This window comes from Janthinobacterium sp. BJB301, assembly GCF_002735685.1.
Classification (GTDB): Bacteria; Pseudomonadota; Gammaproteobacteria; order Burkholderiales; family Burkholderiaceae_D; genus Janthinobacterium; species Janthinobacterium lividum.
Genome location: NZ_PDZJ01000003.1, coordinates 102,690 through 126,354, shown reverse-complemented (window position 1 = coordinate 126,354; position 23,665 = coordinate 102,690). Strand labels below are relative to the sequence as shown.

At 65.1% G+C, this 23,665-nt stretch carries 17 protein-coding genes; 16 read left to right on the top strand and 1 reads right to left on the bottom strand.

All coding sequences use genetic code 11. The annotated features are described in order from the left end of the window. Positions 1 to 100 precede the first annotated feature (100 nt). Positions 101 to 2,224, top strand: a complete 2,124-nt coding sequence (locus CSQ91_RS19860; RefSeq protein ID WP_099389389.1) for a sodium-translocating pyrophosphatase — start codon at positions 101 to 103, stop codon at positions 2,222 to 2,224. A gap of 190 nt (positions 2,225 to 2,414) precedes the next feature. Further along, on the top strand, positions 2,415 to 2,849 hold the full coding sequence (locus tag CSQ91_RS19855; RefSeq protein WP_257217417.1) for a hypothetical protein: 435 nt from the start codon (positions 2,415 to 2,417) through the stop codon (positions 2,847 to 2,849). Positions 2,850 to 2,959: 110 nt separating this feature from the next. Here CSQ91_RS19855 and CSQ91_RS19850 read toward each other — a convergent pair whose 3' ends face one another. Next, positions 2,960 to 5,017, bottom strand: coding sequence for a TonB-dependent receptor domain-containing protein (locus CSQ91_RS19850; RefSeq protein WP_099389388.1), 2,058 nt, complete (start codon positions 5,015 to 5,017; stop codon positions 2,960 to 2,962). Positions 5,018 to 5,308: 291 nt separating this feature from the next. On the opposite strand from CSQ91_RS19850, the gene CSQ91_RS19845 reads away from it, so the two are divergent. From CSQ91_RS19845 to CSQ91_RS19780, 14 genes are all read left to right on the top strand, one after another. Then, entirely contained in the window at positions 5,309 to 5,731 is a 423-nt protein-coding gene (locus CSQ91_RS19845) for a hypothetical protein (protein WP_143451065.1), read from the top strand. 150 nt (positions 5,732 to 5,881) lie between these two features. Further along, positions 5,882 to 6,640, top strand: a complete 759-nt coding sequence (locus tag CSQ91_RS19840; protein WP_099389386.1) for a 3-hydroxyacyl-CoA dehydrogenase — start codon at positions 5,882 to 5,884, stop codon at positions 6,638 to 6,640. An 84-nt stretch (positions 6,641 to 6,724) separates the two neighbouring features. Further along, positions 6,725 to 8,500 (top strand): gamma-glutamyltransferase, encoded by a 1,776-nt coding sequence (gene ggt, locus CSQ91_RS19835; protein ID WP_070282714.1) that lies wholly within the window; start codon positions 6,725 to 6,727, stop codon positions 8,498 to 8,500. Between the two features lie 39 nt (positions 8,501 to 8,539). Further along, positions 8,540 to 9,709, top strand: coding sequence for a patatin-like phospholipase family protein (locus CSQ91_RS19830; protein WP_034751717.1), 1,170 nt, complete (start codon positions 8,540 to 8,542; stop codon positions 9,707 to 9,709). Positions 9,710 to 9,763: 54 nt separating this feature from the next. Further along, the gene (locus CSQ91_RS19825) at positions 9,764 to 13,993 is read left to right on the top strand and encodes a hybrid sensor histidine kinase/response regulator (RefSeq protein WP_257217416.1); all 4,230 of its coding nucleotides are present in this window, start codon (positions 9,764 to 9,766) and stop codon (positions 13,991 to 13,993) included. An 86-nt stretch (positions 13,994 to 14,079) separates the two neighbouring features. Beyond that, positions 14,080 to 14,790, top strand: coding sequence for a response regulator (locus CSQ91_RS19820; protein WP_034782102.1), 711 nt, complete (start codon positions 14,080 to 14,082; stop codon positions 14,788 to 14,790). 93 nt (positions 14,791 to 14,883) lie between these two features. Then, the gene (locus CSQ91_RS19815) at positions 14,884 to 16,503 is read left to right on the top strand and encodes an AMP-binding protein (RefSeq protein ID WP_099389615.1); all 1,620 of its coding nucleotides are present in this window, start codon (positions 14,884 to 14,886) and stop codon (positions 16,501 to 16,503) included. Further along, positions 16,500 to 18,881, top strand: coding sequence for a bifunctional salicylyl-CoA 5-hydroxylase/oxidoreductase (locus tag CSQ91_RS19810; RefSeq protein ID WP_099389385.1), 2,382 nt, complete (start codon positions 16,500 to 16,502; stop codon positions 18,879 to 18,881). The genes CSQ91_RS19815 and CSQ91_RS19810 overlap by 4 nt, the downstream gene beginning before the upstream one ends. Position 18,882: 1 nt before the next feature. Continuing rightward, a complete protein-coding gene (locus CSQ91_RS19805) occupies positions 18,883 to 19,671 on the top strand; it encodes an SDR family NAD(P)-dependent oxidoreductase (protein WP_099389384.1) in 789 nt (262 codons plus the stop codon). Positions 19,672 to 19,684: 13 nt separating this feature from the next. Further along, positions 19,685 to 20,197 carry a MarR family winged helix-turn-helix transcriptional regulator gene (locus CSQ91_RS19800; RefSeq protein WP_099389383.1) on the top strand — a complete coding sequence of 171 codons (513 nt, stop codon included), beginning with the start codon at positions 19,685 to 19,687 and terminating at the stop codon, positions 20,195 to 20,197. 2 nt (positions 20,198 to 20,199) lie between these two features. Continuing rightward, positions 20,200 to 21,054 (top strand): enoyl-CoA hydratase family protein, encoded by an 855-nt coding sequence (locus CSQ91_RS19795; protein WP_099389382.1) that lies wholly within the window; start codon positions 20,200 to 20,202, stop codon positions 21,052 to 21,054. A 1-nt stretch (position 21,055) separates the two neighbouring features. Next, positions 21,056 to 22,216, top strand: coding sequence for an acyl-CoA dehydrogenase family protein (locus CSQ91_RS19790; protein WP_099389381.1), 1,161 nt, complete (start codon positions 21,056 to 21,058; stop codon positions 22,214 to 22,216). A 26-nt stretch (positions 22,217 to 22,242) separates the two neighbouring features. Next, positions 22,243 to 22,635: a RidA family protein gene (locus CSQ91_RS19785; RefSeq protein ID WP_070253587.1), complete on the top strand. Its 393-nt coding sequence runs from the start codon at positions 22,243 to 22,245 to the stop codon at positions 22,633 to 22,635. A gap of 122 nt (positions 22,636 to 22,757) precedes the next feature. Then, on the top strand, positions 22,758 to 23,504 hold the full coding sequence (locus tag CSQ91_RS19780; RefSeq protein ID WP_218963766.1) for a PEP_CTERM-anchored TLD domain-containing protein: 747 nt from the start codon (positions 22,758 to 22,760) through the stop codon (positions 23,502 to 23,504). The last annotated feature ends 161 nt before the right edge of the window (positions 23,505 to 23,665 follow it).

Sequence of the window (23,665 nt, the reverse complement as noted above, 5' to 3'; positions counted from 1 at the left end):
TCAGGTTTTTTGCAGGTCGTGTTTTCCTGGCTGCGCGTGCCTACCCGGTGCGGTCTGCAGCTGTTGGCAATGACGTCGGATAAAAACAGAAGGGGACGATATGGCAGCCAGTTTGTGGTTTGCGGTAGCCTGCGGCGTGGTCGCAGTCATTTACGGTTTGGTGTCGCGCAGCTGGATCCTGAGGCAGGATCCCGGCAACGCGCGCATGCAGGAAATCGCCCTGGCGATCCAGCAGGGCGCGGCCGCCTACCTGGCGCGCCAGTACCGCACCATCGCCATCGTCGGCGTGGTGCTCCTGATCGCCATCTATGCGTTGCTTGGCCTGCATACGGCGCTGGGCTTCCTGATCGGCGCCGTGCTGTCGGGCGCCTGCGGCTTCATCGGCATGAATGTCTCCGTGCGGGCCAATGTGCGCACGGCGCAGGCGGCCACCCTGGGCATCAACCAGGCGCTGAACGTGGCCTTCAAGGGCGGGGCGATCACCGGCATGCTGGTGGTGGGACTGGGCTTGCTGGGCGTGACCCTGTTCTACTGGCTGCTGGTGACGACGGGCGCGCCCGGCCTGACCCAGCATGACCTGATCAAGCCCCTGATCGGCCTGGCCTTCGGCGCCTCGCTCATTTCCATCTTCGCGCGTCTGGGCGGCGGCATCTTCACCAAGGGCGCCGACGTGGGCGCGGACCTGGTGGGCAAGGTGGAGGCGGGCATACCCGAGGATGATCCGCGCAACCCCGCCGTCATCGCCGACAACGTGGGCGACAACGTGGGCGACTGCGCCGGCATGGCGGCCGACCTGTTCGAAACCTATGTCGTGACCCTGATCGCCACCATGCTGCTGGGCGCCTTGCTGATGGCCGAGGCCAGCGGCACGGCCATCCTCTATCCGCTGCTGCTGGGCGCTGTCTCCATCCTCGCCTCCATCGTCGGCTGCTCGATGGTGAAGACCAAGCCGGGTGCGAAAATCATGTCGGCCCTGTACACGGGCCTGTGGTGGGCCGCCGGCCTGTCGCTGGTCGGCTTTGCCGTCGTCACGTGGCTGCTGTGGCCCGATGACGCCATGCGCTACAAGATGCTGGGCGCCACCGTCGTCGGCATCGTCCTCACGGGCCTGATGGTGTACATCACCGAGTACTACACGGGCACGGACTTCAAGCCCGTGCGCCACATCGCCGAAGCGTCGACGACGGGCCACGGCACGAATATCATCGCCGGCCTGGGCGTGTCGATGAAATCCACGGCCTACCCGGTGCTGGCCGTCTGCGTCGCCATCCTCGTTTCGTACCAGCTGGCCGGGCTGTACGGCATTGCCATCGCGGCCACCTCGATGCTGTCGATGGCGGGCATCATCGTCGCGCTCGACGCATATGGCCCCATCACGGATAACGCGGGCGGCATCGCGGAGATGTCGGGCTTGCCAGACTCCGTGCGCGCCATCACCGATCCGCTCGACGCCGTCGGCAACACCACCAAGGCCGTTACCAAGGGCTATGCCATCGGCTCGGCCGGCCTGGCCGCGCTGGTGCTGTTTGCGGACTACACGCATGCGCTCGAATCGGTGGGCCAGCACATCACCTTTGATTTGTCGAACCCCATGGTCATCGTTGGCCTCTTCATCGGCGGCCTGATACCGTATCTGTTCGGCGCCATGGCGATGGAAGCCGTGGGCCGCGCGGCCGGCGCCGTGGTGGTGGAAGTGCGGCGCCAGTTCCGCGACATTAAGGGCATCATGGATGGCACGGCGCGGCCCGAATACGACAAGGCCGTCGACATGCTGACGGCGTCGGCCATCCGCGAAATGATCGTGCCCTCGCTGCTGCCCGTGGTGGTGCCCATCGTCGTCGGCATGCTGCTGGGGCCTGCGGCGCTCGGTGGCCTCTTGATGGGAACGATCGTCACGGGGCTGTTCGTGGCCATTTCCATGACGACGGGCGGCGGCGCCTGGGACAATGCGAAGAAATACATCGAGGATGGCCATTTCGGCGGCAAGGGTTCCGATGCGCACAAGGCGGCCGTCACGGGCGACACGGTGGGCGATCCGTACAAGGATACGGCCGGTCCGGCAGTCAATCCCTTGATCAAGATCATCAATATCGTGGCCCTGCTGCTGGTGCCGCTGCTGCCGGCCACGGGCTGGCTGGCGGTCAAGGCGCCGGCACCCATCCACGCGCCCGTGCCGCCCATCCTGGCGCCGGCGACACCGGCGCAGGTCTTGCCGGCGCAGTAAGGCAGCGCACTCACGCTCGACAGCCCCGCAGCCAGCGGGGCTGTTTTTCTGTGCACACGCGAAACTTTCCTGCCATCCGTATCCCTCGCGTATCAACGGTGAGCATTTGTTACCCTGCCTTTGACTTCCGGCCGCAGCGACCAATAATGGAGTGATAGTCACCGTTGATGGTGCATGGCGGGAGGATGTCATGGACAGCAAGTACAAGAGACGTGGCGTGGGGCTGGTGCTGCTGGTGGTGGGACTGGCGCTCAGCGGCGCCGCCGCGGCCGGGCCTGGCGGACACGGTGGACGGGGCGGGCATGGCGCGCACATGGGGCACGGCCAATTCCATGGCCACCATGGTCATCACGGCAACTTTCACGGCCGCCCGCAGGTGGGCGTATGGATGGGATCGTCGTGGGGCTATGGGCCGGGCTGGTATGGCGACCCGTGGTATGGCTATCCCTACCGTTATCCGTATGGCCGCACGCTCATCGTGCCGCTGCCGCCCGTGTATATCGAGCAGGGCGGCGTACCGACGGCGCAGAGGTGGTATTACTGCGCGCGGCCGCAGGGCTATTATCCGTATGTGAAAAATTGCCTGACGCCATGGCGCGCAGTGACGGCCTTGGGCGGACGCTGAGACGCGGGAGGCCGGCATGAACAGGAACGGGTGGTGAAGGGCGGCGCCCATGCTGGCAGCGTGCCGGCCAACGCCGGCACGCTGCCGCTATCAAGTCTTACAGCCAGGCATTAAAAACGCGACGTCAGGCCGACGAACATGCGGCGTCCCGGCACGTAATAGTCGACCAGTCCATCGGCCATCGGCCCCTTCTTGAACAGGTTCTGCACGCCGCCACGCACGGTCCACTGTGGCGTGACCTTGTACGACACGACGGTGTCGACGATGGTGTAGGCTTTTTCGGCCAGCTTGCCGGCATCGAGTTCCTTGCCCGTGTACTGGGCCGATACTTCGCCGAACAGCTGGTCGTTGACTTGCCAGCCCAGCGCCGAGTACCACGACAGTTTTGGCGTGGACAGCAGGTTGGCGCCCGTGGTCAGGTTCTTCGCTTCCGCCATGTAGGTGACGTTGTTACGCCAGTTCAGGTTTTTCGTCAGCGGGATGGTGGCCGTCGCTTCCAGGCCGCTGGTGCGCGCCTTCTGGATATTCGTCATCTTGGTCCACCAGCGTTTCTGGTAAAAGCCCAGCGGCGCATAGTCGATCTTGTTCTTGAAATCCGTGTGGAAGTAGGTCAGGCCTACATCCCAGCCATTCTGTTCCCACGCCAAGCCGATCTCGCCGGCCGTGCTCGTTTCCGGCTTCAAGTCCGCATTGCCAGCCATGTAGCAGGAGCCGGTGATGTAGCCCAGCGGTTTCAGGCTGCCGCAACCGCGTCCGCCCGAGTTGGTCGCTGCCGCCGGCGAGTTTTCCTTCAGGCTCGGGGCGCGGAAGCCTTGCGAAATGCCGCCCTTGATGGTCCAGGCCGGGGCAGGGTGGTACACCAGGTACAGGCGCGGGCTGTAGTGGTTGCCGAACTTGCTGTGGTGGTCGAGGCGCAGGCCAGCCGTGGCCGTCAGGTTTTCGCGCAGGAACAGCTGGTCTTCCGCAAACAGGGCCGAGGTGGTGCCCGACAGGGTCGCGCCGCTTACGGGGTTGCCCAGGTAATCGGTGGGCACGGTGCCGATGGTGTCCGTGTTCGTCAGCTCCTGGTGCTTCCACTGGCCGCCCATCACCAGCATTTGCTCGATGCCGCCCCAGCCGACCCGTTTTTCCAGGCTGGCGTCCAGGGTGCTGTCCTTGGATTTCGCCACAGTGCCGACGACTTCGTTGTCGAAATCGTTGTGGTACAAATTGACCGTCGCCTTGCCAAAGTCCCAGCGGCCTTCGTACCCGAGGCTGACGCTCTTGCGTATCAGTTTGTTGGCGCCCCAGCTGTAGACCAGCGGCTCGCCATCCGCATCATGCGCGCTCGAATCGCTGGCTTCCTGCCTGCCATAGCTGGCGTCCAGCGACAGGTTCTGTTTCTTGTCCAGCGCCCAGCTCAGCTGACCCGAGACAGTCTGGTTGCGTTCGCCGCCCATGCCACCCGCTTTGTCAAATTTTTTATCGGCGTTCTGGCGCGACTGGCTCACGCCCAGGCGCATGCCGACCGTGTCCGACAGGGGGCCGGCCAGGTTTACGCCCAGCTGGTGCGCCGTGCCGCGGTCGCTGTCCTGCGGCTGCGTGTAGTTGGCCGTGGCCGAACCGTTCCATTTGCCCGGCACCTTGCGCGTGATGATATTGATCACGCCGCCCATGGCGTCCGATCCGTACAACGAGGACATGGGGCCACGCACCACTTCGATACGCTCGATCATGTCGGGCGAGATCCAGTTCAAGTCCTGGCGGCCCAGGTCGGGACGGTAAGCCGTGTCGGCCGAGCTGCCCACGCGCTTGCCATCGACCAGGATCAGCGTGTATTTATCGGGCAAGCCGCGCAGCTTGATCTTCGACGCCTCGCCTTCAGGGCTGGTGCCGCCCGTCACGCCGGGGATACGGCGCAGCAGCGTGTTCAAGTCATACACGGGCTGGCGTTCGATTTCCTCGCGCGTGATGACGCTGATACTGGCCGGCGCATCCTTGATATCGATGGCCGTGCCCGACGCGGTGACGACCACCGTGTTCATGGTGGGATCGGCGGCCACATTGCCTTCGGCCCAGGCATTGCTGACGGCCAGCGACAGCAGGCAGGGCAGTAGCAGGGCGGCGGAATGAATGGAACGGGCGGGAGTGGCGACGGGGGCTACGAAGACGGAACTACGCTGGGTCATGATGAACTTTCCGGATATTGTTATTTCCTGGCTGCCTTCCGGGTGGCTCGGGTATAAATGAGTGAAAAGATAATAAATTGCGCTCTCACTCCACTAATGAGAATAAGAATCGTTCTTATTGTAATGGCATGCTGGCAAGAAAGAAAGTACTGAAAGGAAATAAAACACCGTTACCGGACGCGCATCGGCGGTGTGCGGCACCAGCAAGCGTGAGTAATTGTTACCTTGCTGGCATCTGGCGCGGCATGTGCCAATAATGAAAACCGGGCGATGGATGTGTTGGGAGAGGGCATGAAGCGGATGACAAAAAGCATATTGGCGCTGGCTTGCGGCATGTCGGTATCGGCTGGCGGCCATGCCTGGGCGCAGCAGCAGGCGCCTGAGTCCTTGCCCGTGTGCCAGCTGGACCCGCGCGACAGCAGCAAGCTGGCGGTGGAACCATGCCGCCCGGCGCCGCCCGTGCAGCCGCGCCGTTCCGTGGAGCAGGTGATCGGCCGCATGCCGGCGCAAGCCGTGCCGCTCGTCGTGCCCATGGCGCCCTTGCCGCCCAGCCCGGCCGTACCGATGCCGCGCGCGCCGCAGCCCATCGGTTCATGCGATACGGGCGGTTGCCGCGACTCTGCCGGCGCGCGCTACAACGGCGCGGGCAATGCCACGCTCGATGCCAACGGGCGCATCTGCCACCGCAACGGCGCTTTCATCCAGTGTTTTTAACGTTCTCATACGCCAGCGCTGCAAGTTTTCGCTCGGTGCCCGCAAAAATGGCTACAATTGTCGCCGACATTACGTTTACGTAAACGTAATGCACGACACCATGCACTCATCAGGCGCCGGGAACACGGCCCTTATCACTCAGGAGATTTCATGCAGATTCAGGACAATGTATTCATCATCACGGGCGGCGCATCGGGCCTGGGCGCGGCCACGGCGCGCATGCTGACGGCAGCCGGCGGCAAGGTCGTGCTGGCCGACGTGCAGACGGAGGCGGGCCAGGCGCTGGCCGCGGAGTTGAACGGCGTGTTCGTGCAGTGCGACGTGACGTCGGAAGAGGACGGCCTGGCCGTGGTGGCCGCCGCAACCCAACTGGGTACCTTGCGCGGCCTGGTCAACTGCGCCGGCGTGGCGCCGGCCGTGAAAACCGTGGGCAAGGACGGCCCGCATCCGCTGGCCCTGTTCCAGAAGGTCGTCAACATCAACCTGGTGGGTACCTTCAATATGTGCCGCCTGGCGGCCGACGCCATGACCAAGCAGGATGCCACCGTTGAAGGCGAGCGCGGCGTCATCATCAACACGGCTTCCGTGGCGGCCTACGATGGCCAGATCGGCCAGGCCGCGTATGCGTCGTCGAAGGCGGCCGTGGTGGGACTGACCCTGCCGATGGCGCGCGACCTGTCGCGCAACGGCATCCGCGTGATGACGGTGGCGCCCGGCATTTTCGAAACGCCGATGCTGCTCGGGATGCCGGCCGAAGTGCAGGATGCGCTGGGCAAGATGGTGCCGTTCCCTTCGCGCCTGGGCAAGCCCGGCGAGTACGCGCAACTGGTGAAAGCCATCGTGGAAAACGTCATGCTCAATGGCGAGACGATTCGTTTGGACGGCGCGATCCGCATGCAACCGAAATAAGCCTGGCGTGATTTGATGTAGGATACCCCCGTATGGGGCGTACAGCCTTGCCTGGCTGTGCGCCCTTTTTTTATCGGAGAATCCATGATCACATTGAAGCCGCTGGCGCTGAGCCTGACCTTGCTGGGAGCCCTGGCTGCCAGTCCCGTATTTGCCGAGGTGCCGCAAAAGGCGCCGGAAATCGCCACTGCGTATGCGGAAAAATCGGGTTGGGCAGCGCAGAAATTCATGGTTGCCGCCGCCAATCCGCTGGCCGCCGATGCCGGCTACCAGATGCTGAAAAAGGGCGGCAGCGCCATCGACGCGGCCATCGCCACGCAGTTGGTCCTGACCCTGGTCGAACCGCAGTCGTCGGGTATCGGCGGCGGCGCCTTCCTGCTGTATTCCACGGCCAAGGGCGTGCAGGCGTTCGACGGACGCGAAACGGCGCCTGCTAGCGCCGATGAGCACCTGTTCCAGAATGCGGACGGCAGCCCCGTCTCGCGCGCCACGGGCGTGGTGGGCGGGCGTTCCGTGGGCGCGCCGGGCGTGCTGCGCATGCTGGAACTGGCGCACAAGGAACACGGCAAGCTGCCGTGGGCGACCCTGTTCGGCCCCGCCATCAAGCTGGCGCACGGCGGCTTTCCCGTCAGCCAGCGCCTCAACGGCCTATTGAATTGGGACCAGGCCCTGAAGCGCGACCCTGTCGCCGCCGCCTATTTCTATGATAAAGAGGGCAAGGCCTGGCCCGTCGGCCACGTGCTGAAAAACCCGCAGCTGGCGCGCACCCTGCGCGAGATCGCCCGTGGCGGCGCCGACGCTTTTTACCAGGGCCGCATCGCGCGCGACATCGCCGCCAAGGTGGCGGCGCATCCGACCAATCCGGGCAAGCTGACGGCGCAAGATATCTCCGGCTACCGGGCCAAGGTGCGTGAACCCGTCTGCAGCGATTACAAGGCATGGACCGTGTGCGGCATGCCGCCGCCATCGTCGGGCGGCATCGCCATCGCGCAGATGCTGGGCATGCTGGAAGTGAAGGATATCCGGCCGTATGCGCCCGTCGACGGCGTGCTCGATGCGCAAGCGATCCACCTGTTCTCGGAAGCGGGGCGCCTGGCCTACGCGGACCGCAACCGCTACGTGGCCGACACGGACTTCGTGCCGCTGCCGGGCAACGGTATTGCCTCGATGCTCGATAAAACCTATCTGGCGCAGCGCGCCTCGCTGATCGGCGACAAATCCATGGGCAAGGCCATGCCCGGCACGCCGCCCGGCATGCAAGTGGCGTGGGGCATGGACAACGCCTTGCAGCGCCCGTCGACCTCGCACCTGGTGGCCGTGGACGCTTTTGGCGGCGGCCTGTCGATGACCACCAGCGTGGAAGACGCGTTCGGCTCGCGCCAGATGGTCGACGGCTTTTTGCTGAATAACCAGCTGACGGATTTCTCGTTCGATTCGCGCGACGCGGACGGCCCGATTGCCAACCGGGTCGAGGCGGGCAAGCGTCCGCGCAGCGCCATGTCGCCCACCCTCGTGTTCGAGAAGGGCACGCACAAGCTGGTGCTGGCGACGGGTTCGCCCGGCGGCTCGTCCATCATCAATTATGTCGCCAAGGTCCTGGTCGGCACCATGGACTGGGGCATGAACGTGCAGCAGGCGATCAACCTGCCGAACTTTGGCAGCCGCAACGGCCCGACGGAACTGGAAAAGGGCCGCGCGCCTGCCGCGCAAGTCGAGGCGCTGCAAGCCATGGGCCACGAAGTGCGCGTCATCGAACAGAATTCCGGCTTGCAGGGCATCATGCGCCTGAATGCGCATGGCAAGGACTTCTGGTTTGGCGGCGCGGACCCACGCAGGGAAGGCATGGTGCGCGGCGACTGAAATTTCCACAAAGTATCAAGACCCTGCTAATCTGCCGGCATGGGAATGCAAAATAAAACAGGCTTGATACTGACGGGAGGAGGCGCCCGTGCCGCCTACCAGGTGGGCGTGCTGCAGGCGATTTCAGCGATTCTGTGGGAAGCGGGCTGGGCGCCGGCGCGCAACCCGTTCGACATCATCTGCGGCACCTCGGCCGGCGCCATCAACGCCACGGCGCTGGCCTGCCGCGCGGATAACTTCGGCGAAGGCGTGCAAAAGCTGCTCGACGTGTGGCAGCACATCGAAGTCGAGCAAGTGTATCGGGCCGATTCACTGGGCGTGATCCGCTCGGGCGCGCGCTGGCTGTCGCTGCTGTCGTTCGGCTGGCTGCTGCGCCAGTGGCATGCGTCGCCGCCCAGTTCCCTGCTCGACAATACCCCGCTGGTCAGCCTGCTGCACCGCATGCTCGACTTGCCGCGCCTGGACGCTGCCCTGGCTGACGGCTTGCTGCATGCGCTGGCCGTGACGGCGTCGTCGTATTCGGGCAGCCGCCACATGACGTTTTACCAGACGGCCGAGGATATCGCGCCGTGGGTGCGCACGCAGCGCCTGGCCCTGCCGGACCAGATCGGCGTGGAGCACTTGCTTGCCTCGGCCGCCATCCCCTTCATCTTTCCTGCCGTGCCCCTGTATGTGGGCGGCCAGCGCGAGTACTGCGGCGATGGCTCCATGCGCCAGCTGGCGCCGATCTCGCCGGCCATCCACCTGGGCGCGAACAAGGTGCTGGTGGTGGGCGCGGGGCGCATGACGGAACCGGCGCCCGCCGCCTCCGAGGCGGCGCGCTACCCGAGCCTGGCGCAGATCGCCGGCCATGCGCTGTCGTCGATCTTCCTCGATGGCCTGGCCGTCGACATCGAGCGCCTGAACCGCATCAACCTGACCCTGTCGATGCTGCCGCCCGAATTGCTGGGCAAGACGGCCTTGCGGCCGGTGGAATTGCTGGTCATCGCGCCGTCCGAACGGCTCGACGCCATCGCCAGCCGGCATATCGGCAGTTTGCCGCGTCCCATCCGCACCATGTTGTCGGGCATCGGCGCGGCAGAAGCGCGCGGCGCGGCGCTGGCATCGTATTTATTGTTCGAATCGACGTATACTAACGAGCTGATCCGTCTTGGACAGCGCGATACGCAGGCCCGCAAGGATGATGTCCTGGCGTTCTTTGGTTCCTGAGACGGCCCTTGGAGCGGCGTGCGGGTTTTTCGCGTTTTTTTTGACAGGACGATTGTGCTGGTATTTCGACGTGTTTACGATGTTGCCTTACTGTTAATTCTGCTGCTGGGCGGCCCGGCCGCGGCGGCGCCTGCGCCCACCCTGCGTTTCGATCAGCTCAGCGTCGACCAGGGCCTGGCGCAGGAATCGGTGCTGGCCATCGCCCAGGACCGGCAGGGCTATATGTGGTTCGGCAGCCAGTCTGGCTTGAGCCGCTACGATGGCTACCGCATGGTCGTCTACAAGAATATCGAAGGCGACAAGACCAGCCTGGCCGACAACTGGGTGGGCGAACTGCATGTCGACAGCCAGGGCCAGTTGTGGGTGGGTACCGACAATGGCCTGGACCGCTTCGATGCCGCCAGCCAGACCTTCATCCATTACGTCCCGGCTGAAAAGAGCAAGCGTGGTAACGGCAACCGGCATATCCACGCCATTCTCGAAGATGGCGCGCGCGGCTTCTGGATCGCCACCTCGGACGGCTTGCAGCATTTCGATCCCGCCACGGGCGTCTTCCGTACCTGGCACCATGAAGAGGGAAACCCGCACAGCCTGGGTGACAATGAAATCAAGGCGCTGGCGCTGGACGCGCAGCAGCGCCTGTGGATCGGCACGGTAACGGGCCTGGACATGCTGGCACCGGGCAGCGAACGTTTCGAGCATTTTGCCGTCGACACGGAGCCCGGCTCGAAGTACAACGTGATCCAGTCGCTGCTGATCGACCGCCAGCAGAACCTGTGGATCGGCACCATGGCCGGCGCCGAGCGCTGGCGCCTGGGCGCCGCCGGCCAGCCGCCGCAGGCAAGAGTGCGCTTCGGTGAGAAAAATGGCTTTTCCGCCATCCGCGTCGCCAGCCTGTACCAGGATGTCGACGCCACTGTCTGGCTGGGCAGCAATGCCGATGGCCTGTTCCGCTGGCTGCCCGAGAGCGACACCTTCCTGCAGTACCGTCACCAGACGGGCGACAAATTCAGCGTCGCCGACAACCAGCTGTCGTCGCTGTACCGCGACCGCGCCGGCACCTTCTGGGTCGGCTCCTGGTACAACGGCGTGAGCCGGGTCGACCTGGGCAGCGGCGGCTTTTCGCGCATGGCGCGCGCGCCCGGCGATGTTGGCGCGCTGGCGGACAAGAAAGTGCGCGCCGTGGCCGACGCGGGCAATGGCAAGCTGTGGCTGGCCACCAAGGGCGGCCTGAAACTGTATGACACGCGCGACGGCAGCTCGCACCTGTTCGACCTGCGCAGTTCTCCCGGCATGTCGCGCGACGAACAGGTCACTACCCTGTACAAGGCGCCGGACGGCACCCTGTGGGTGGGCGGCTCGACGGGCTTGCACCGCTTCGATCCGGCACTGGGGCGCTTCTTCACCATGCGCTTTGCCGCCGGCGACCCGAACAGCGACACCATCCGCAATATCGTGAGCGACCGCAGCGGCATGCTGTGGGTCTCGACGCGGGGTGGCGTGCACCGCTTCGACCCCGTCACCAAGCGCTTCACCACCTACCGCCACGACCCGGCCAACCCGAACAGCCTGTCCGACAACATGGTGCGGCCCGTGCTGGAAGATGGCAAGGGGCGTTTGTGGATCGGTTCCTTCCACGGTCTGGACTTGCTGGACCGCGCCAGCGGCCACTTCCGCCATTTCCGCCACGATCCGCAAAACCCGCATAGCCTGAGCCACGATGAAGTGCATTTCCTGCACGAAGACAAGCGCGGCGTGCTGTGGGTGGGCACGGCCAATGGCTTGAACCGCATGGACGTCGATGCCAAGGGCGAGATCCGTTTCCGGCGCTTCCTGCGCAAGGATGGCATGGCCGACGACGCCGTCGCCAGCATCCTCGGCGACGACAACGAGCAGCTGTGGCTGAGCACGAATAGCGGCATCACGCGGCTCGACATGCGCAGCGGCCTGTTTCGCAACTACGACAGCGCCGATGGCACGGTGGAAGGCTCGTACTTCGATGGCGCGGCCTTGCGCGCGTCGGACGGGACCATGTATTTCGGCGGCTTCAACGGCATGACGGCGTTCGTGCCGCAGGATATCCACGACAACCGCGTGCCGCCGCTGGTGGCCGTGACGGAACTGCAGATCTTCAACAAGCCGGTGGCCATCGGCCGCGGCGAGTTCGCGCACGTGCTCAAGGCGGCCATCGACCACACGCGCAACCTCGTGCTGACCAGCCGCGAAAGCGTCTTTTCGCTGGAATTCGCGGCCCTGCATTTCGCCGCGCCCCAGCGCAACATGTTCGCCTACCGGCTCGAAGGCTTCGACCAGGACTGGGTCATGACGGATGCGGGGCGGCGCTTTGCCACCTATACCAACCTCGATGCCGGCAACTACGTGTTTCGCGTCAAGGCGGCCAACAAGGACGGCGTCTGGAACGAGAGCGGCGCCACCCTGGCCATCACGATCCTGCCGCCGTTCTGGAAAACCTGGTGGTTCCGCACCCTGATGGCGGTGCTGCTGCTGGGCGCCATTTATGGCGCCTACCGCCAGCGCGTGCGCGCGCTGCGGCATCAACAGAATGAACTGGAAAAGCAGGTCAGCGAACGCACGGCCGAGTTGCAGAGCAAGGAAATCGAAGTGCTGGCCCAGTCGGAAAAGCTGGCGCAAGTGAACAGCAGCCTGACGAAAAACGAGGAAAGCCTGCGCCAGGCCAAGCGCAAGGCCGAGGATGCGACGCGCCAGAAGTCGGAATTTTTGGCCAACATGAGCCACGAGATGCGCACGCCGCTGGCCGGCGTGATCGGCATGCTGGGCTTTGCCCTGCGCGACGAGCAGCTGCACGACGCCACGCGCGAGCAGATCCTGCGCGGCCAGGCCAACGCCCAGTCGCTGCTGGTGATCATCAATGACTTGCTCGATTTTTCCAAGATCGAGGCGGGCAAGCTGAGCATCGAAAACATCGACTTCGCGCTCGGCGCGGCAATCGAGACGGTCGTCAGCCTGTTCGAGGAGCAGGCGGCCGCGCGCAGCATCGGTTTCTCCATCGACTTTGCGCCCGACCTGCCGCCCTTCGTGGTGGGCGACCCGACCCGCTTGCGCCAGGTGCTGGTCAACCTGGTCGGCAATGCCTTCAAGTTCACCCAGCGCGGCGGCGTCAGCGTGTGCGTCGAGCGCGCCGGCGTGGCCAGCGGCAGCGGCGGACGCAAGGTCAACCTGATCCGCTTCACCGTCAGCGACAGCGGCATCGGCATCGATGCGGAAGCCATGGCGCGGCTGTTCCAGAAGTTCGAGCAGGCCGACGCCAGCACCACGCGGCGCTACGGCGGCACGGGACTGGGCCTGGCGATCTGCCGCCAGCTGGTCGAACTGATGGATGGCGAGATCGAGGTGGCCAGCACGCCGGGGCAGGGCAGCACGTTTGCCTTCACCTTGCCGCTGGCCGATGGCGTGGCGCCGCCGCTGGTGCCGCAGGTGGCGCTGGCGCCGCACAGCCACCAGTTGCGCGTGCTGTGCGCGGAAGACTTCCCCACCAATCAGATCATCATCCGCGTCATGCTCGAAGAGCTGGGGCACCGGGTCGACGTGGTCGCCAACGGCGTGCTGGCGGTGGCGGCCTGCGTGCATACGCGCTATGACCTGATCCTGATGGACGGGCGCATGCCGGAGATGGATGGGGCGACGGCGACGCGCCTGATCCGCGTGGGCGGCTGGCCGGACCAGCCCGTGCGCGACCAGGAACTGATGATCGTGGCCCTGACGGCGAATGCCAGCGAAGAAGACCGCAGCCGCTATCTCGGCGTCGGCATGGATGATTTCCTCAGCAAGCCTGTGGACGAGGCGGCGCTGCATGGCTTGCTGGCGCGCGCCATCGAGCGCCAGCTGCAGCGCGGCTTCATGTTGCCGCGCATGCCGTCGAACGTGCAGCGCGGCGCGGCGCGGGGGCAGGCCGAACTCGATGCGCTGTTCGGCATCGCGCCGGCGATTCCCGTTCCGGCGCCGTCCCAGTCCATCCGCAGCGGCGAACTGCAACGGCGCATCCGCGTCGCCTTCGTCGCCGACCTGGAGGGACGCCTGCGTGAACTCGATGCCGCGCTGGCGGCGCAGGACAAGGAAAACGCCGGGCGCCTGCTGCACGGCTTGAAGGGCAGCGCCGCCTATCTCGATGAAACGCAGCTGCACATGCTGTGCACGGAAATGGAAGAGGCGGCGGACGGCGGGCGCTGGACGCAAGTGGCCATGCATTTGCCGCAATTGCGCGCACTGTTGGCGCAAATAGCCGTTTCGGGCAAGGAAATGTAAAATAGGCAATGCCGGCCATCGAGCGCGCGGCGAAACTGGGTAGAATACGGCCAGGCACCTTGACGCTGCCGCCAATGGAGAAAGCAATGAAAGTACTGGTGGTTGACGATGATGTCGTGTCGCGCATGGTATTGATGCATTTGATCGACAGTTGCGGCGTGCACGATATCGTGGAAGCCGAAGATGGCGCGGCCGCGTGGGAGCAGCTCGAAGGCGGCTTGCGTCCGTCGCTGTGCTTCTGCGATTTGCGCATGCCGCGCCTGTCCGGCATGGAGCTGCTGCAGAAAATCCGCTCCGACAGCGCGCTCGATGCCATGCCGCTCGTGCTGGTATCGTCGGCCAATGACCATGACACGGTGCGTGACGCCGTGCAGGCAGGTGCTGCCGGCTATATCGTCAAGCCTTTCCAGCCGGAGCAGGTGCGCCAGCATATCGACGCCTGCTTCGACGTCTCGGCCTTGCCGGCCGAGGCCCCGCGCGACACGCTGCAGCGGCTGGGCATCGACAGCGAACGCCTGCTGGCGTATCTGACGGGCTTCCAGGGGCAGATAGTCGCCGCCGGCGAACAGGTCGATGCCTTGCTGGCACGCGGCGAGCCGGCCCAGGCGCGCCAGCAGCTCGAACGGCTGCACCTCGGTTGCCGCACCCTCGGCTTGCATGGCGCTGAAGCGGGCATGATGGCCCTGCTGCAGGCCTCGGTGCTCGATGGCGACCAGATACAAGCGGCCCTGGCCGCGCTGGCGCGCAGCGTGGCGCAGCAGGCGCGTTTGCTGCGGCAGCAGGACGGCGTCGACTGAAATTGCTGTTTTCCGCTTGCTGGAAAAATACTTTAGGTTTAAAGTATCTGCTTCCGGGCCTTGTGCACGCGCCCGCTATCAGCCAGGATGAGCATGAGCAGCGACCCTTCGCCTACCACCGCATCTCCCCAGGACGACTTTGCCCACACGCACTTGCCGCCGCGCGAACTCTGGCCGCAGCTGTGCCTGGACTTGCCCGAACTGCAGTATCCGCCGCGTCTCAATTGCGTCGCCGCGCTGCTCGATGTGGCCGTGGCCGGCGGCGGTGGCGAGCGCACCGCCATCCTTGCCGACGGCCAGCGCTGGACCTATGCGCAGCTGGCGCGGCAGGTCGACCGCATCGCCCACGCGCTGCGCAGCGACCTGCATCTGATCCCCGGCAACCGCGTGCTGCTGCGCGGCGCGAATACGCCCATGATGGCCGCCTGCCTGCTGGCCGTGCTGAAAGCCGGCTGCATCGCCGTGCCCACCATGCCGCTGCTGCGCGCGCGCGAACTGTCCGCCATCCTGGCCAAGGCGGAAGTGAACGCCGTGCTGTGCGCGCAGGGCTTGCGCGCGGAACTTGACGCGCTGGCGTCCCTGCCGCCCATGCTGTGCTTTGGCGCCGACGACACGGAACTGGAGCAGCGCATGGCGGCCCACGATGCGCCATTTGCCGCATGCGACACGGCGGCCGACGACGTCTGCCTGATCAGCTTTACCTCGGGCACGACGGGCGTCCCCAAAGGCACCATGCACATGCACCGCGACCTGCTGGCCATCTGCGACTGCTTTCCCCGCTCCATGCTGCAGGTGCGCGCCGACGATATCTTCATCGGCACGCCGCCGCTGGCGTTCACCTTTGGCCTCGGCGGCTTGCTGCTGTTCCCCCTGCGCTTTGGCGCGGCCACCGTACTGCTGGAAAAACTCACGCCCGACGGCCTGCTGCGCGCCATCGGCGCCTATCAAGCCACGATCTGCTTCACGGCGCCTACCTTTTACCGCCAGATGGCGCCCCTGGCGGCCAGCCACGACGTGCGCAGCCTGCGTTTGTCCGTGTCGGCCGGCGAGGCGCTGCCGCTGGCCACGCGCGACGCCTGGCAGGCGGCGACGGGCCTGGCCATGACGGACGGCATCGGCGCCACCGAGATGCTGCACATCTTCATTTCCGCCACGGGCGAGGGCATCCGCCGCGGCGCCATCGGCAAGGCGATTCCCGGCTACCAGGCATGCATCGTCGATGACGCCGGCGTGCCGCAGCCGCCCGGCGTGACGGGCCGCCTGGCCGTGAAAGGCCCCACCGGTTGCCGCTACCTGTCCGACCCGCGCCAGCGCGAGTATGTGCAGAATGGCTGGAACCTGACGGGCGACACCTTCGAGATGGATGCCGACGGCTATTTCTATTACCGCTCGCGCAGCGACGACATGATCGTCTCGGCCGGCTACAACATCGCCGGTCCGGAAGTGGAAGAGGCGCTGCTGCGCCATCCGGCCGTGGCCGAATGCGGCGTGGTCGGGCGCGCCGATGCCGAGCGTGGCCAGATCGTCGAGGCGCACGTGGTGCTGAAGGATGGCTGCCAGGCCAGCGACCTGCTGGCAGCCGAACTGCAGGACTTCGTGCGCCAGCAGATCGCCCCGTATAAATATCCGCGCGCCATCCGTTTCCTGCCTTCCCTGCCGCGCACGGAAACGGGCAAGCTGCAGCGCTTCAAACTTCGCACGGACACTCCATGAATATTGTCTGCATCGGCGGCGGTCCCGCCGGCCTGTATTTCAGCCTGCTCATGAAAAAGCAGAACCCGGATCACCGCATCACCGTCATCGAGCGCAACCGCCCGTACGACACGTTTGGCTGGGGCGTGGTGTTTTCCGACCAGACGCTGGGCAACCTGGCCAATGCGGACGAGCCGACTGCGCGCGCCATCCTGCAGGCGTTCAACCACTGGGACGATATCGAGATCCACTTCAAGGGCGAGACCGTGCGTTCCGGCGGCCATGGCTTTTGCGGCATCGGCCGCAAGCGCCTGCTCAATATCCTGCAGGCGCGCTGCGAGGAACTCGGCGTGCAGCTGGTATTCGAGACGGAGGTGCAGGACGACCAGGCCATCGCGCGCCAGTACGGCGCCGACCTGGTGATCGCCAGCGACGGCTTGAACAGCCGCATCCGCACGCGCTATGCGGCCAGCTACCAGCCGGAGATCGAGCAGCGCCATTGCCGCTTCGTCTGGCTGGGCACGCGCAAGAAATTCGAAGCGTTCACGTTTGCGTTCCGCCAGACGCCACACGGCTGGTTCCAGGCGCATATCTACCAGTATGACGGCGAGACCTCGACCTTTATCGTCGAAACGCCCGAACACGTGTGGTGGGCGGTCGGCCTGGATGCCATGAGCCAGGAACAGGGCATCGCCTTTTGCGAAGCCCTGTTCGCCGAGGAACTCGACGGCCATGGCCTGCTGAGCAATTCGCCGCACTTGCGCGGTTCGGCCCAGTGGATCACCTTTCCCCGCATCGTCTGCCGGCAATGGGTGCATGTACAGGACGGCGTGCCCGTCGTGCTGATGGGCGATGCGGCCCACACGGCCCATTATTCCATCGGCTCGGGCACCAAGCTGGCGCTGGAAGACGCCATCGAGCTGGCGCGCTGCTTCGATCAGCATGCCGAGACGGCTGCGGCGCTGGCCGCCTACCAACAGTTGCGCGCCATAGAAGTGCTGAAAATCCAGAGCGCGGCGCGCAATTCCATGGAGTGGTTTGAAAACGTCGAGCGCTACAGCGCCATGGAAGCGCCGCAGTTCGCCTATTCCATGCTCACGCGCAGCCAGCGCATTTCGCATGAAAACCTGCGTTTGCGCGACCCTGCCTACGTGGCCGGCTATGAACAATGGCTGGCGCGGCGCGCGGGCGAGCAGGCTGGCGTGGAGATGCGGGACGAGGCTTTGCCGCCCATGCTCACGCCCTTCCGCCTGCGCGGCGTGCTGCTGAAAAACCGCATCGCTGTCTCGCCGATGGCGCAGTACAGCGCCGTCGATGGCGTGGCGGGCGACTACCATCTGATGCACCTGGGCGCGCGCGCCATGGGCGGCGCGGGGCTCGTGTTTGCCGAGATGACGTGCGTGTCGGCCGATGCGCGCATCACGCCCGCCTGTCCCGGCATGTACAGCGAAGCGCATACGCAAGCCTGGCGCCGCATCGTCGATTTCGTGCATGCGAACAGCGATGCGAAGATCGCCCTGCAGCTGGGCCACGCGGGGCCGAAAGGCTCGACGCGGCCCATGTGGGATGGCATCGATCTGCCCTTGAAAGAGGATAACTGGACGCTGCTGGCGGCGTCGGAACAGCAATATCTGGCGGGCGTGTCGCAGGTGGCGCGGGCGGCCACGGAAAGCGACCTGGCGCGCATCGAGCAGGATTTCGTGCGCGCCACCCTGGCTGCGGCCGTCGCCGGTTTCGACTGGCTGGAACTGCATTGCGCGCATGGCTATCTGCTGTCGAGTTTTATCTCGCCGCTGACCAACCGCCGCGCGGACGAATATGGCGGCAGCCTGGAAAACCGCTGCCGCTATCCGCTGCGCGTATTCCGTGCCATGCGCGCCGCCTGGCCGCAAGATAAGCCCATGAGCGTGCGCATCTCGGCCCACGACTGGGTCGATGGCGGCATCACGCCTGACGACGCCGTCGTCATCGCGCGCCTGTTCAAGCAGGCGGGCGCCGACCTGATCGACTGCTCCTCGGGTCAGGTTAGCAAGCTCGAACAGCCCGTGTACGGGCGCATGTTCCAGGCGCCGTTTGCCGACCGCGTGCGCAACGAGGCGGGCATCGCCAGCATGGCCGTCGGCTCGATCTTCGAAGCGGACCACGCCAACAGCATCATCGCCGCAGGGCGCGCCGACCTGTGCGCCGTGGGCCGGCCGCACCTGGCCAACCCGGCGTGGACCTTGACGGAAATGGCGCGCATCGGCTACGGCGGCGCTGGCGCCGGAGCGGCTTGGCCGAAACAGTACCGCCCGGGCCAGCAGCAGCTGGAACGCAATCTGCAGCGCGAGCGCCAGCTGGCCGCCGCCAGTACGGGCCTCACCCCGCAACAGGTGGCCGCGCGGCTGCTGGAAGGATGACATGAAGACGCAAGCGATAATCGACAAGCATGCGCTGGTGACGGGCGCCGGCAGCGGCATTGGCCTGGCCTGCGCGCGCGCCTTGCTGGACTTGGGCGCCAGGGTGACCCTGGCCGGGCGTGATGGCGCGCGGCTGGCGCGCGCGCGCATGCAGCTGGAAGAGGCGGGCCATGCGGGCAGGGTCGCCATCTGCGTGCTCGACGTGAGCGTGGAAGCGTCCGTGCAGGCGGGCTTCGCGCAGGCGGCCGCGCATTTCGGCCGCATCGATATCTTGATCAATAACGCGGGCCAGGCGCATGCGGCGCCCTTCGGCAAGACGGACGCGGCCATCTGGCAGCAGATGCTGGCCGTGAATCTGACGGGCGTGTTCCACTGCTGCCAGGCGGCCATGCCGGCCATGCTGGAAGCGGGATGGGGGCGCATCGTCAACGTGGCGTCGACGGCGGGCTTGAAAGGCTATCGCTATGTCAGCGCCTATGTCGCCGCCAAGCATGGCGTGATCGGCCTGACGCGCGCGCTGGCGCTGGAAGTGGCGCCGCGCGGCGTCACCGTCAATGCCGTCTGCCCCGGCTACACGGAAACGGACATGGTGGCGCAGGCCGTGCAAAACATCGTGCGCAAGACGGGGCGCGGCGAAGACGCGGCGCGCGCGGAACTGGCGGCCAGCAATCCGCAGCAGCGGCTGGTGCAGCCACGGGAAGTGGCCGATGCGGTAGCGTGGCTCTGCCTGCCCGCGTCGGCCGCCATGAATGGACAATCGATCGCCGTCGCCGGCGGCGAAGTCATGTAACTGAATGAAGACCATGGATAAAGACACCGAGAACGTACCGGAAGAACCCGTGCTGGACCTGGCGAGCCGGCTGACGCAAGACCACCACCAGTCGCTCAAGCTGTGGCTGCGCATGCTCTCGTGCACGGTCAAGATTGAAAACGAGGTGCGCACACGCTTGCGCGCCACCTTCGGCATCACCTTGCCCCGTTTCGACTTGATGGCGCAGCTCGAACGCTTTCCCGATGGCTTGCGCATGGGCGAACTGTCCAAGCGCATGATGGTCACGGGCGGCAATATCACGGGCATCACCGACCAGCTGGAGCAGGAAAAACTGGTGGCGCGCGTGGTCGATCCGAAGGACCGCCGCTCGTACAGCGTCAAGCTGACGCCGGCCGGCCGGCGCGCGTTCGACGAGATGGCGCGCGTGCACGAAGGCTGGATCGCGGAACTGCTGCACGGCGTGACGCCGGACGACAAAAACCAATTGATCGACCTGCTGTCGCACATGAAGCAGCAGTTGAATAACACTTCCCTCAAGGATTGACCATGCGCTATCTACCCGGCCAGCCGCAAGACCTGCCAGGCAACCGCGCCAGCCTGGCTGGCTACGCCGCGCGGCATTTCCTGTTTTCCGTCGACGCAGGCGTCGCCACCCTGACCCTGCACCGGCCCGAGCGCAAGAATCCGCTCACTTTTGACTCGTATGCGGAACTGCGCGCGCTGTTCCGCGCGCTGGCGTATGCGGACGACGTCAAGGCCGTGGTGATTACGGGCAGCGGCGACAATTTCTGCTCCGGCGGCGATGTGCACGACATCATCGGCCCCCTGACGCAGCTCGACATGCCCGGCCTGCTGGCGTTTACCCGCATGACGGGCGACGTGGTGAAAGCCATGCGCGCCTGCCCGCAGCCCATCATCGCCGCCATCGACGGCATTTGCGCGGGCGCCGGCGCCATGCTGGCGCTGGCTTCCGATATCCGCATCGGCACGGCGCGCAGCAAGACGGCTTTCCTGTTTACCCGCGTGGGCCTGGCCGGCTGTGACATGGGCGCCTGCGCCTTGCTGCCGCGCGTGATCGGCCAGGGCCGCGCCGCCGAGCTGCTGTATACGGGGCGCTCCTTGCCAGGGGTGGAGGCCGAACGCTGGGGCTGGCTCAACCGCCTGGTCGAGCCGGAAGAACTGGCGCAGGCGGCGCAGCTGTTCGCCGCCGGCCTGGCCAGCGGTCCCACGTTCGCGCACGGCATGACGAAAAAAATGCTGCAGCAGGAATGGAACATGGGTGTCGATGAAGCCATCGAGGCGGAAGCGCAGGCGCAAGCCATTTGCATGGCCACCAACGATTTCCACCGCGCCTATCACGCCTTCGTGGCGAAGGAAACACCGCAATTCGAGGGCGATTAAGATGCAACATACACGCGATACGACTTACCTGGACTGGCCGTTTTTCGAAGCGCGCCATGCCGAGCTTGAGTCTGAGCTCGATGCCTGGGCGACGCAGCACCTGGACGACGCGCACGGCGCCGACGTCGATGCGGCCTGTCGCGCGCTGGTGGCGCAGCTGGGGCAGGGCGGCTGGCTGGCGCATGCCACGGGTATCGATGGCAAGATCGATACGCGCGCCATTTGCCTGATGCGCGAAACCCTGGCGCGCCATAACGGCCTGGCCGATTTCGCCTTTGCCATGCAGGGACTCGGTTCGGGCGCCATCGGCCTGTTCGGCAGCGCCGAGAACAAGGCGCGCTATTTGCCGGACGTGGCCAGCGGCAAGCGCATCGCCGCCTTTGCCCTGTCCGAGCCGCAGGCCGGCTCCGACGTGGCGGCCATGGCGTGCGCGGCGCGCCGCGATGGCGACGCGTATGTGCTCGATGGCGAAAAGACGTGGATATCGAACGGCGGCATCGCCGACTTTTACGTGGTGTTCGCCCGCACGGGCGAGGCGCCGGGCGCGCGCGGTATCAGCGCCTTCATCGTCGATGCCGACAATCCCGGGCTGGAAATCGCCGAGCGCATCGCCGTCATTGCGCCGCATCCGCTGGCGCGCCTGCGCTTTGCCAATTGCCGCGTGCCCGTGTCGCAGCGCCTGGGAGATGCAGGGCAGGGCTTCAAGGTGGCGATGGCGACACTCGACGTGTTCCGCACCTCGGTCGCCGCCGCAGCGCTGGGCTTTGCGAGGCGCGCGTTCGACGAGGCGCTGCGCCACGCGACAAAGCGCCAGATGTTTGGCCAGACCCTGGCGGACTTTCAGCTGACGCAGGCAAAATTGGCGCAGATGGCCACCGGCATCGACGCGGCCGCGCTGCTCACCTACCGCGCCGCCTGGCAGCGCGACCAGGGCCGCAAGGTGACGAAGGAAGCGGCCATGGCCAAGCTGACGGCAACGGAAACGGCGCAGCAGGTGATCGACGCGGCCGTGCAACTGTTTGGCGGCATGGGCGTGGTCAGCGGGCATCCGGTCGAGCGCCTGTACCGCGAAATCCGCGCCTTGCGCATCTATGAGGGCGCCAGCGAAGTACAGCAACTGATCATCGCGCGCGAACTGCTGCGCGAGGCAGCGGACGCATGAACCGCATGAATAACGAGGAAAACAATATGCAAGTGTTACAACCACCGGGATGGGCCAGGCCGCGCGGCTATGCGAATGGCATTGCCGCCAGCGGGCGCACGGTGTACGTCAGCGGCATGATAGGCTGGGATGCGCAGGGCCAGTTCCACACGGACGATTTTGCGGCACAGGTGCGCCAGGCCTTGCAGAATATCGTCGCCGTGCTGGCCGAGGCGGGCGCCTTGCCCGAGCACATCGTGCGCATGAATTGGTATGTACTGGACAAGAAGGAATATGTGGCGGCATATCCACAAATCGGCCTTGCCTACCGCGAGCTGATCGGCAAGCATTTTCCGGCCATGACGGCGGTGCAGGTGGCGGGACTGATCGAAGACAGGGCGAAGGTCGAGATCGAGGTGACGGCGGTGCTGCCTGACTGAATTTCTGCTATGAAATATTGCGTATCAGCATCTAAATAATAAATATAAAAACATTATCTATCGTGTTATATTTGGCAACCGGAAAATACGCCGGTTTTAAATACTGACAGTCGAGGTAGAGGATGCGTACTAATTTCAAAGTGACAAGGAATGTGGTTCTGGCCGTGGCCGGTATGGTTTTCTGCCTGAGCGCGCAGGCGGGATCCGGTACGTCGCTACTGTCCCCCGGCTATCAGGCACAGCTGGAAACCTGGCTCGGCGAAGGGCGCCTGTCGCTGACGAATATTTATACCAAGGCGGCGGGCGATACCTCGCTGGATTTTCACAAGGCATCCGACGGCAAGGGACGCACTTTTTCCGTCATGGAGGCCACGAATTCATCGGGCAAGACGTGGCTGGTGGGTGGTTACAATCCACAGAGCTGGAGCTCCACCGATGGCACGCATGTCACGATGGACGACAGCCAGCGTACTGCCTTTTTGTTCAATTTGACGTCGGACTTCATGCTGCCGCAATTGAAGCAGTATTTCAACGGCGATGGCATCGGCAAGGACCAGACCTACAATCAGGCCAATTATGGCCCCACTTTTGGCTATGGCCACGATTTGTATGTGCCGCAGGACCTCACGCACGGCGGCAGTTCCTTTCTCTATACCTATAATTATCTGGGCCAGCCATCGACCGGCGTCAGCCTGCTCGACGGTTCCGCCTGGCACGGGAATGATGTGACTTTCGGCGCCATCCAGGTATTTGCCATCAGTGCCGTGCCGGAGCCGGCAACGTATGGAATGCTCATGGCAGGATTGCTGCTGATAGTGGCGCGCCGCCGTGGAAAACGTGCGGGTGGCAATGTGCACGGCGGTAAATGACGCTGAGAAAAACATTGTGAAGTATGCTGTGCCAGGCGGGCATCTAAGGACGGCGGGTTAGGTGCTAGCCCGCTATTCATGGGGACGGTAAAGCGAACAGGTAGGTAACCTGTTTCGAGATCGGCCAGGCGCTTGGTATGCCTCTGCCGGATTGGCGAGCG

What these genes read in the sequence shown, in the direction of transcription:
- CSQ91_RS19860 (WP_099389389.1), top strand. Translation starts at nt 101, where the DNA reads ATGGCAGCCAGTTTGTGGTTTGCGGTAGCCTGCGGCGTGGTCGCAGTC.
- CSQ91_RS19855 (WP_257217417.1), top strand. Translation starts at nt 2,415, where the DNA reads ATGGACAGCAAGTACAAGAGACGTGGCGTGGGGCTGGTGCTGCTGGTG.
- CSQ91_RS19850 (WP_099389388.1), bottom strand. Translation starts at nt 5,017, where the DNA reads ATGACCCAGCGTAGTTCCGTCTTCGTAGCCCCCGTCGCCACTCCCGCC.
- CSQ91_RS19845 (WP_143451065.1), top strand. Translation starts at nt 5,309, where the DNA reads ATGAAGCGGATGACAAAAAGCATATTGGCGCTGGCTTGCGGCATGTCG.
- CSQ91_RS19840 (WP_099389386.1), top strand. Translation starts at nt 5,882, where the DNA reads ATGCAGATTCAGGACAATGTATTCATCATCACGGGCGGCGCATCGGGC.
- ggt (WP_070282714.1), top strand. Translation starts at nt 6,725, where the DNA reads ATGATCACATTGAAGCCGCTGGCGCTGAGCCTGACCTTGCTGGGAGCC.
- CSQ91_RS19830 (WP_034751717.1), top strand. Translation starts at nt 8,540, where the DNA reads ATGGGAATGCAAAATAAAACAGGCTTGATACTGACGGGAGGAGGCGCC.
- CSQ91_RS19820 (WP_034782102.1), top strand. Translation starts at nt 14,080, where the DNA reads ATGAAAGTACTGGTGGTTGACGATGATGTCGTGTCGCGCATGGTATTG.
- CSQ91_RS19815 (WP_099389615.1), top strand. Translation starts at nt 14,884, where the DNA reads ATGAGCAGCGACCCTTCGCCTACCACCGCATCTCCCCAGGACGACTTT.
- CSQ91_RS19810 (WP_099389385.1), top strand. Translation starts at nt 16,500, where the DNA reads ATGAATATTGTCTGCATCGGCGGCGGTCCCGCCGGCCTGTATTTCAGC.
- CSQ91_RS19805 (WP_099389384.1), top strand. Translation starts at nt 18,883, where the DNA reads ATGAAGACGCAAGCGATAATCGACAAGCATGCGCTGGTGACGGGCGCC.
- CSQ91_RS19800 (WP_099389383.1), top strand. Translation starts at nt 19,685, where the DNA reads ATGGATAAAGACACCGAGAACGTACCGGAAGAACCCGTGCTGGACCTG.
- CSQ91_RS19795 (WP_099389382.1), top strand. Translation starts at nt 20,200, where the DNA reads ATGCGCTATCTACCCGGCCAGCCGCAAGACCTGCCAGGCAACCGCGCC.
- CSQ91_RS19790 (WP_099389381.1), top strand. Translation starts at nt 21,056, where the DNA reads ATGCAACATACACGCGATACGACTTACCTGGACTGGCCGTTTTTCGAA.
- CSQ91_RS19785 (WP_070253587.1), top strand. Translation starts at nt 22,243, where the DNA reads ATGCAAGTGTTACAACCACCGGGATGGGCCAGGCCGCGCGGCTATGCG.
- CSQ91_RS19780 (WP_218963766.1), top strand. Translation starts at nt 22,758, where the DNA reads ATGCGTACTAATTTCAAAGTGACAAGGAATGTGGTTCTGGCCGTGGCC.